Origin of the sequence: Streptococcus pluranimalium (assembly GCF_047785745.1) — a bacterium.
Lineage (GTDB): Bacteria > Bacillota > Bacilli > Lactobacillales > Streptococcaceae > Streptococcus > Streptococcus pluranimalium_B.
In genome coordinates this window covers 1-8,690 of sequence record NZ_JBLOJT010000078.1, presented here as the reverse complement: position 1 = coordinate 8,690, position 8,690 = coordinate 1, and the positions used below count along the sequence as shown (strand labels likewise).

Sequence of the window (8,690 nt, the reverse complement as noted above, 5' to 3'; positions counted from 1 at the left end):
CACATCATGAGCTAGTCTAGGTGAGGACGACCGCCACGACTGATGACTTTATATTTACGACTGAATAACTCTGACAACAAAGGAAGATGTTCCAATCCATAATGGCATCCAAACGTTCTAAGGGATTACCTTTCTCTGATAGTTTTGACAAGATTTTTTCATCGTCTGTGAATAAATGCATGACAGCTCTCCTCATTACTTTTGATTCTATTATCTCATTTTTGGGAAAGTTAGGGAGTTTTTAGAGGTGCCCATAATTATTCTTGTAAAGAAACATAAAAGGTGCATTGAATACACAATACACCTTTTACGTTAATCTTCCATCATACCAGCTTGTAATTGATACATTTTCTGGTAGGTTCCTCCTAGAGCTAGAAGGTCTTCGTGGCGACCACTTTCGATGATATTTCCCTTATCTAATACGTAAATGCAATCAGCATCTTGAATCGTTGATAAGCGGTGGGCAATCGCGATAGTTGTGCGACCTTGGCGCATTTTTTCAAGAGAATTCTGCACCAATGTCTCCGTTTCAGAGTCGATATTGGCTGTCGCCTCATCCAAGATAAGCACTTTGGGTTGTGCAGCAACTGTTCTTGCAAAGGCAAGGAGTTGTCGCTGTCCTGTCGAGAAGCCTGAACCACGTTCTGCGACGGCATGATCGTATTTGTCTGGTAATTTTTGAATAAATTGATCTGCATCAACAAACTCTGCTGCTGCTTTTATTTCCTCGTCCGTCAAATCTTTGTACATCGCAATATTGGATTTAATATCCCCATGATACAAGAATGGATCTTGAAGAACCAGTCCAACATTATCCCTTAAATCATGAGCTGGATAGTTGCGAATATCAATCCCATCGATTAACACTTGACCGGATTGGAACTCATAAAAACGCATAAAGACGTTAATAATGGATGATTTCCCTGATCCTGTTGGCCCGACAAAGGCGATGGTTTCACCCTTATTGACTTTAAAGGAAATGTCATTGAGAATCTGACGTTTGCCATCGTATGAGAAAGACACGTTCTTGAACTCGATGTTACCATCTGTCATCTGAATATCTTGAGCTTCCTGTTTTGGCTCATAACCTGTCTCATCAATCAAATCAAAGACACGACTAGCCGATACCATTGAGGTTTGTAAAACTGAAAAGTTTTGTGTCACTTCAATCAGCGGGTCAAAGAGACGATTAATGTATTGGATAAAGGCATACATCATCCCAGCTGTAATCCCTAAGTCATTTCCTCGATAACCAAAATAAGCCATCAGAACAGCGTAAGCTAAGAGTTTTAAGAGACTCATGGCAGGGCGCAAGAAGAGACTATCTAAGGACATTGAGCGTCTTGAATAATCAAAATGTTGGTCGTTGATGGCATCAAATTCTTCTTGGAGACGCGCTTCCTGACCAAAAGCTTGAATAATACGAATTCCTTCAATACTCTCAGCTAATTTTGAGTTAATTTCCCCTAGGAAAGCTCGTGTTTTAGCAATAATGACAACAGAACGTTTTCGGTAGAGATTAACCAAAATAAAGATGAGTGGTAAAAAGAGGACCACAAATCCAGTCAAACGCACGTCCAAAGTTAACATGGTATAAAGCGTTACCGTAAAGATGAATATGGCTGAAATGAAACTCGATAAAATACCTGAGAACATCTCACTGACTGCCTCTGTATCATTGGTAATACGAGAGACTATGGTTCCTGCTGGTGTTTGGTCAAAGTAAGACATGCCTAATTTTTCCATATTAGCAAAGGCATCGCGACGAATATCACGGACAATACTGTAAGACACACGCGCAAAGAAATAATTTCCCAAATACTGGATCACCGTCTGCAAGAGATACATGCCATAGTATCCGACCAAAACCATAACGGCAACACCTGTGATGTTAGACAGGTATTGGTCGATAAAGTGTGATGCAACTAGAGGAATCAAACTCTTGACTACTGATGTTAATAAGAGCAAGGATAAGGCTAAAATCGTCCATAATTTATAAGGCTTCAAATAACCAATCAATCGTTTAAAAACTTGCCATTGTTGACCTTTAGATGTCATAACCCACCTCCTCTTCTACGGCTTCTGCTAATTGTTGTGACTCATACGTTCGAGCATACCAACCATCTTGTGCTAAGAGCTCTTCATGGTTACCACGCTCAATAATATGACCATCCTGCATGACTAAAATCAAATCTGCATGAACCACTGCTGAGAGACGATGGGCAGAAATAATAGTTGTCTTATCCTGACGACTAGCCTTTAAATTTTCAATAATGCTATGTTCTGTTCGAGCATCAACAGCTGAAAGTGAATCATCCAAAATTAAGATATCAGGATCCAAAATCATGGCACGGCTCATGGCAATCCGTTGCCTTTGACCACCCGATAGGGAAACCCCTTTTTCACCAATCAAGGTCTCAAAACCTTCTGGCATAGCCTTAATGTCATCATAAACATGAGACAACTGTGTAGCACGCTCAACCCTGTCAATATCTAAATTGATATCTCCGAAACGAACATTATTAATAATGCTTGTTGCAAATAACATCTGATCTTGAGGTACATAACCTGTTAGTTGACGAAGATCTGAAAGATTGTAATCCTTAATATCGTGACCATCTAAAATGATTTTTCCATCTGTGACATCATGCTCACGAAGAAGTAGCTTAATCAAGGTTGTTTTCCCAGATCCTGTCTGACCAACCAAACCAAGCGTTTGACCTTTTTTCAAGGTGAAATGAATAGCTTCTAAAGTCGTATAAGAAGCATCGTCATAATCAAAATGATTGATAGCAAAGATGATATCCCCATTTTGAATACTGGGCAGTGGATTTTCAGGATTTTGAACATCAGATTCTTGGTTTAACAAGTTTTCGATACGATCATAAGAGACCGTTCCACGTTGCACCATATTAAACAAGAAACCAATCGCCATCAATGGCCAAACCAGCATGTCAAGATAAGTAATAAAAGTCACTAAATTACCCACGGTAACTTGTCCTTTTGAAACCATAACTGATCCCATAACCAAGGTAAGGGTGTAGGAGGATCCAATAAACAAAAGAACGAGTGGATCAAAGAGAACATCGTATTTTTTAGTGTACATGTTCTTTTTTAAAGTCATGTCATTCGTCTCTTGAAAAGAGGCTAACTCTTGTTCTTGATAGCCAAAAGACTTAGTGACTTTAATACCAGAAACGCTCTCTTGAACCTTGTTATTAAGCTCTGAGAAAGCGGCCTGAGACTCTCCAAAAGCCTTGTGCGTTTTACGTCCAAGACGACTGGTCGCATAAGCCATAAATGGCAAAGGAACGATCGCTACTAAAGTCATTTGCCATGAAATACTGAAAAACATCGTCAAGAGGGTCACTGCTGCAGTGACTGAAGCATCAACTGCTGACATAACCCCTCCACCAGCTAAGCGTGTTAAGGCATTGATATCATTAGTCGCATGAGCCATCAAATCACCAGTACGATACTTCTGATAGAAAGAAGGTGACATACGAGTAAAGTGTTCAAATAAACGCGACCGCATGATTTGTCCTAAACGGTAAGATGTCCCAAGAATGTACATCCGCCAAACGTAACGCAAAGCATACATACCGACCGCTGCTAAAACCAACAAGAATAACTGCCACAATAGCTCAGTTTCTTGCAAACTCTGCCTTGTAATCTTATCAATCACTTTCCCCATAATCATTGGAGGAATAAGATTAAGCACTGATACCAACATCAAGGAAATAATGCCAATCAAATAGGCTTTTCTCTCGAGTCTAAAAAACCAACCTAGCCTGACTAAAATATTCTTTGGTTTCACTTTTTTCTCCCTATTTTCTTTTCCATAACTCTCCTTTTCTTCCATAGGAAAAGGGAGTGGCTTGCACCCTCGATAATACTGAGGATATTTCCACTTCCCGTTTTTTGTGTTCGATTTGATTCTATCAAGGAATCATGTTATAAGCACTTGGCCATCCTCTCAATAAGCACTAACCGGTCAGGCGCCAATTCTATTGAAACTCCTGTATTCCCTCAAAATAGCCTTATAGAAGAGATAACAACTTTTATTATTATAGTCTTTTTAACTTTAAAAGTATAGCATATTAATTTAAATCATGTTTATTTGACAACTGTCTATTTTTTACCCATCTTGTTGTTAGATAGGCTAAAAAAACTCCTAAAGCATTTGTCCATAAATCATCTATCTCAAAAACCCTGTTAAAATCAAATAATAAGTCTAGCAATAACTGTGTCACTTCAATAAAAGCACTCATGCTTAAGCCTAGTAATAAAGACTTTTTAAGCCCTGACCAGCTATCCCACAGTAAGTGAATACAAATCCCTAAAGGATAAAGTAGAAAAACATTGGCAATGTTTTGTCCCACAACCCAAAACTTTTCCCATAAGGTATCCAACTCATTGAAATATATAAAAGAATTGAATGGTACAAGCAATAATCTTAGGCGACCAAGATAAATAACATTCGGTGTCGTCACACCTTCAATGGATGGTTGGGACATGAAACATATCATCCCAATGAAACAGCTATAGGCTATCATTAGCATCCAAATAAACTTTCGATAATTTGCTTTTAGCTGAGCTTTTTTATTAAAAAATTGTCCTAACATCATACGATTCTTCTAACTTTTCTTGCGAATGGTAAAATGTTGAAGCTGACTGCCAGCCCTATCAGAATCTTTTACAGAACGATCCTTCTTTTGATTCTGATTTTGCATTTTTGAGCGACGTTTTCGACTTGAAAAATGCTCATTGTCATTCGCAGACTGTGAGGACTTAGCCTTCTGTTTAGACGATTTTGGCTTCTTAAGTTTCTTAGGGTTTTCAATCTCTTTTCGAACAGCATTACCATCAACTACAGAGCGAGGGGATTTGCGCTTACGATTCCGTTTGCGTTTAGGAAGTTTTTCTTCCTCAAAGACCATTTCTACCGGATGCTCATTTTCTAAAATAAAATAGGCACAACCGAAAGCACAATATTCTTTTAAATAGTCATCAATCCGAGATTGTCGACTTGACTTTCGAATATTATGATCATCAATAAAAAAGCCCTTTAAACGCAGTTGGTCACTAGACCAATCACCAACAAGATAATCGTATTTTAAAAGAAGCTCAGAAAAGCGTTGCCCAAATGTCTCCGGATTAAAAGCATCCTTCTCATTATGAACCAATTTAAAATTAATGGCATCATCTTCACTCTTAACCACGTCTCCAAAATGAAGAAATCTAGGCCCTGGGAATTTATTATAGTTAAGTTGCTCGGGTAAAACTTCTTTTCGCAAGAGAAATCCTTTCTATTTAGCCACTAAATGCGTCTTTCAAAATTATTTAGCTATTTTTCTTTGTCGTAATCCCTACTATTATACACTATTTAAGTATTTTTGTATCTCCTGACTATATAAAAAAACAGGTCCAAGCCTGTTTGTCATTAGTCTTCATCCTGATCTGAGTATTTATGAACGAGGTAGTACTCGCCATCTTTTTCAACAAAATCAATAGAAACATAGGTCAGCTTAGAATCAGCAGAGTTATAATCACTATAAGTGACATCTAGCATTGTAGAAATGCAATCTCCATAGTTAGATAAGTGAACGAAAGCATCTTTAGGATTACCGTATTTTTTTGAACATCAGTTCATTTAGCGCCCCCATTTCCTGTTTCACGGTCACCCTCTGATAATTTATCGTAGTCTTCCTTTGTCCAGTTAGACTTATATTGAGTATTTAGCTTGATAGTCTCACTAATTCCATAAGCATTAGCACTCGTTAAAATAAAGAGACCATCATATTGTTTTTCAAAACGAAGACGTGTTTCTTTACGATTAGCACCACTTCCTGATTCGTAAGTTAAGGTCATGTCATTCCCTGAAACTTCCGCATTATTTGCTTTGCCATGGTCTTTGATGACTTCTTTTAGACCTGTGCCTTCCTTGTTATCATAACCAGCAAATTTTAGGGCTGAAAAATTCTTTTCTGTCCAATTAAATTTAGCATTATTATCAATGTAATCATTAACATCTGTACTGTCTGCCTTGTCATCACCAGCATCTTCTGAATCTTTATCGTCCTCATCTGAATCAGTTTCTTTATATTTATCAGTTTCTTGGCTTATTTTTTGTTCATCAATGCTAGTTTGATTTTCTTGTGAATGATGGAAAATCAGAGCCCCTAAAGGCGAAAGCAAAACAAGACCTGCTATGGCTGTCGCAATAATAGACAATGGTTTTCCTGGTTTCTTAAGGTTCAAGAAAAGAATAACTCCGGCAAAAATAAGATTTAAGATGGGAAGTACCAAGAATGTCACCACAAATGGAGTCAACCAAGCTGCTAATAGGAAAACCAAGGATAATACTAATGAAACAATTGCTAAAATCATACCAAGATCAAACGATGACCTAGTCGTTCCACTAGTAGTCTGATTAACACTAGGGATTTGGGAACTAACACCGCCCACGGGTTGTTTAGCTTGGGGCTTATCTACCACCACTGACTTGTCATTAGCAGGTGCTGTCTCGACTGAATCTGTTTGATTTTGATGAAAAGCAGCAATACTCATGATTTGTGAAGGGGCAAATCCTCCCTCTTTGGCTGCCATAAACTCATCTGCTGTCGGTTTACGTCCCACAACAGTCTCGAATAATCCTGTCCACTCTTCTTTTGTAGCCATAATTATCTCCTTTTATTAATATTTGCCTACTCGTGGTGCTAGTTGATTTTCAACAACAATAAAAAGCCCAAAAGGACTATACTGTAAGTGACAAAACAAACAGGAGGTAGTCCTAATGAGCCACTTACAGTATACCGCTAAATCCCATCATTTACAATGGAATATCAAATAATTATCCCAAATCAGTTCTCAATTTTATCGGACCTACTGCCCCGATTCGTTGAAACATCGTCGCAATATCGGTTTAGCCAAAGTTTCAGATGAGTCACTGCTTGTTTTATTGCTACTTCAAGCTGCGTTAGGGATAACATCACAACGCCGTTTTTACAGGATTTGTCACCTTTTCTTTGGTCATAACTTACTAGAAAGAAGTCGCTTTAATAGACGAACAAAACAATTGATTTGGTTGGTTCAACTCATTCGACAAGCCTTGAGTGAGGCAATCTCGCCAGATACTATTGTGATTATGGACAGTTTTCCATTGCCACTTTGCCAGCCTATTCGCAATCATAGCGCCAAGCTTTTCAATGATGTCGCTGATATTGGGTATAATACCGCTAAAAACCTTTGGTTCTATGGTTTTAAAGTCCATATGTTGGTCACTTTGGCGGGGATTATTCTCAACTATGTTGTGACACCAGCCCTTGTTCACGATATTAAAGTCGTTGATGAACTCCTAGAAGGCTGTAGGCAATCTATAGTTCTTACCGATTTAGGCTACCTCAGTCAAGAACTAAAAGATAGGTTAGAACAGCATAATCATTGACAGTTACTTGCCATGAGAAGAACGATCGAAACTCGCTTTTCTGAACTTTGTGCGCTATTTGATATTGAGCACACGTTGACGAGAAGCATTAGGGGACTACAATTGAGAATCGAACAAATCATAATGGCTTATCATTTGAGATATTTTGAAATCAACTAGCACCACGGGTTTGCCTATATTTTAAAACATTTAAAAGGTTTTCATAGGTTCTTTCATCAAAATAAAGAATAATTGTGGTATAATTTCATTGATTTATACACTTAGATAGAGGTTACTATGAAAAAATTATATCTAATCAGTTTAGTTGGTATTGCTTTTTTAACAGGCTGTGATAAGATCGAGCGCTCCCTAAAGGGTGATGATTATGTTAATCAAAAAAATGCTCTAGAAGAGTCTCAAGAAACTAGTGATCAATATCAAAAAGATATCCAAAAAGCTTTAAAATCAGGAAGAGATGCCTTTCCTCAACTCTCTAATAAGATCTCTAAGGATGAGAGTGAAGTTATCCTCTCGACAAGTATGGGCGATATTAATATTAAACTTTTCCCTAAATACGCCCCACTAGCGGTGGAAAACTTCATAACCCATGCTAAAGAGGGGTACTATGATGGTCTAACCTTCCATAGGGTTATCAAAGATTTTATGATTCAAACAGGCGACCCAAATGGTGATGGAACCGGAGGTCAGTCGATTTGGAATGGTAAAGATAACAAGATTGATTCAGGAACAGGGTTTAAAAATGAAGTCACTCCGTTTCTTTTCAACCTCAGAGGTGCTCTTGCTATGGCCAATGCTGGTGCTGATACCAACGGTAGTCAATTTTTCATCAATCAAAATCCTAATAATCAAGCTGACCAGCTCAAAGAAGGGGATTACCCAGCACCAATCATTGAAGCTTATAAAGATGGTGGTAATTTAAGTCTAGACGGTGGTTATACCGTCTTTGGCCAAGTGATTTCTGGTATGGATGTTGTGGATAAAATTGCTGCTGTTGAAACTGGTGATGGTGATAAACCTAAAGAAGAGGTTACAATTAAAAAAATCACAGTAAAACAAGAGGCTAAGAAATAATAAATACAAAACACAGGTAGTGCTTGATGATTCCATCAAGCACTACCTGTGTTTTTTAGGCTCTATAAGACTGTAGTGGGTAAAATCCACTGCGAATGTCATAGGGCTTTTGACTGTATAAAAAAAATACCACATGACTTATAATGAAAAGCGACTAAACCATCATTAGAAG

At 38.0% G+C, this 8,690-nt stretch carries 7 protein-coding genes and 2 pseudogenes; 2 read left to right on the top strand and 7 right to left on the bottom strand.

Going from position 1 to position 8,690, the window contains the following annotated elements; all coding sequences use genetic code 11:
- Positions 1 to 14: 14 nt before the first annotated feature.
- The 7 genes and pseudogenes from ACMZ6U_RS07925 to ACMZ6U_RS07895 form a co-directional block, all read right to left on the bottom strand.
- Positions 15 to 181: pseudogene (locus ACMZ6U_RS07925) on the bottom strand (IS5/IS1182 family transposase); the annotation flags it as partial.
- Between the two features lie 131 nt (positions 182 to 312).
- Positions 313 to 2,058 carry an ABC transporter ATP-binding protein gene (locus ACMZ6U_RS07920; protein ID WP_416107716.1) on the bottom strand — a complete coding sequence of 582 codons (1,746 nt, stop codon included), beginning with the start codon at positions 2,056 to 2,058 and terminating at the stop codon, positions 313 to 315.
- Positions 2,048 to 3,862, bottom strand: coding sequence for an ABC transporter ATP-binding protein (locus ACMZ6U_RS07915; RefSeq protein WP_416107714.1), 1,815 nt, complete (start codon positions 3,860 to 3,862; stop codon positions 2,048 to 2,050). The genes ACMZ6U_RS07920 and ACMZ6U_RS07915 overlap by 11 nt, the downstream gene beginning before the upstream one ends.
- A gap of 238 nt (positions 3,863 to 4,100) precedes the next feature.
- Positions 4,101 to 4,628, bottom strand: coding sequence for a VanZ family protein (locus tag ACMZ6U_RS07910; protein WP_416107712.1), 528 nt, complete (start codon positions 4,626 to 4,628; stop codon positions 4,101 to 4,103).
- 9 nt (positions 4,629 to 4,637) lie between these two features.
- A complete protein-coding gene (locus tag ACMZ6U_RS07905; RefSeq protein WP_416107710.1) occupies positions 4,638 to 5,297 on the bottom strand; it encodes a YutD family protein in 660 nt (219 codons plus the stop codon).
- 146 nt (positions 5,298 to 5,443) lie between these two features.
- Entirely contained in the window at positions 5,444 to 5,572 is a 129-nt protein-coding gene (locus ACMZ6U_RS07900; protein WP_416107709.1) for a hypothetical protein, read from the bottom strand.
- A 77-nt stretch (positions 5,573 to 5,649) separates the two neighbouring features.
- Positions 5,650 to 6,681: a hypothetical protein gene (locus tag ACMZ6U_RS07895; RefSeq protein ID WP_416107707.1), complete on the bottom strand. Its 1,032-nt coding sequence runs from the start codon at positions 6,679 to 6,681 to the stop codon at positions 5,650 to 5,652.
- A gap of 115 nt (positions 6,682 to 6,796) precedes the next feature.
- On the opposite strand from ACMZ6U_RS07895, the pseudogene ACMZ6U_RS07890 reads away from it, so the two are divergent.
- Together ACMZ6U_RS07890 and ACMZ6U_RS07885 are read left to right on the top strand one after the other, a co-directional pair.
- A pseudogene (locus ACMZ6U_RS07890) lies at positions 6,797 to 7,606 on the top strand (IS982 family transposase).
- A gap of 117 nt (positions 7,607 to 7,723) precedes the next feature.
- Positions 7,724 to 8,518, top strand: coding sequence for a peptidylprolyl isomerase (locus ACMZ6U_RS07885; RefSeq protein WP_416107706.1), 795 nt, complete (start codon positions 7,724 to 7,726; stop codon positions 8,516 to 8,518).
- Positions 8,519 to 8,690 lie beyond the last annotated feature (172 nt).

What these genes read in the sequence shown, in the direction of transcription:
- ACMZ6U_RS07920 (WP_416107716.1), bottom strand. Translation starts at nt 2,058, where the DNA reads ATGACATCTAAAGGTCAACAATGGCAAGTTTTTAAACGATTGATTGGT.
- ACMZ6U_RS07915 (WP_416107714.1), bottom strand. Translation starts at nt 3,862, where the DNA reads ATGGAAGAAAAGGAGAGTTATGGAAAAGAAAATAGGGAGAAAAAAGTG.
- ACMZ6U_RS07910 (WP_416107712.1), bottom strand. Translation starts at nt 4,628, where the DNA reads ATGATGTTAGGACAATTTTTTAATAAAAAAGCTCAGCTAAAAGCAAAT.
- ACMZ6U_RS07900 (WP_416107709.1), bottom strand. Translation starts at nt 5,572, where the DNA reads ATGCTAGATGTCACTTATAGTGATTATAACTCTGCTGATTCTAAGCTG.
- ACMZ6U_RS07895 (WP_416107707.1), bottom strand. Translation starts at nt 6,681, where the DNA reads ATGGCTACAAAAGAAGAGTGGACAGGATTATTCGAGACTGTTGTGGGA.
- ACMZ6U_RS07885 (WP_416107706.1), top strand. Translation starts at nt 7,724, where the DNA reads ATGAAAAAATTATATCTAATCAGTTTAGTTGGTATTGCTTTTTTAACA.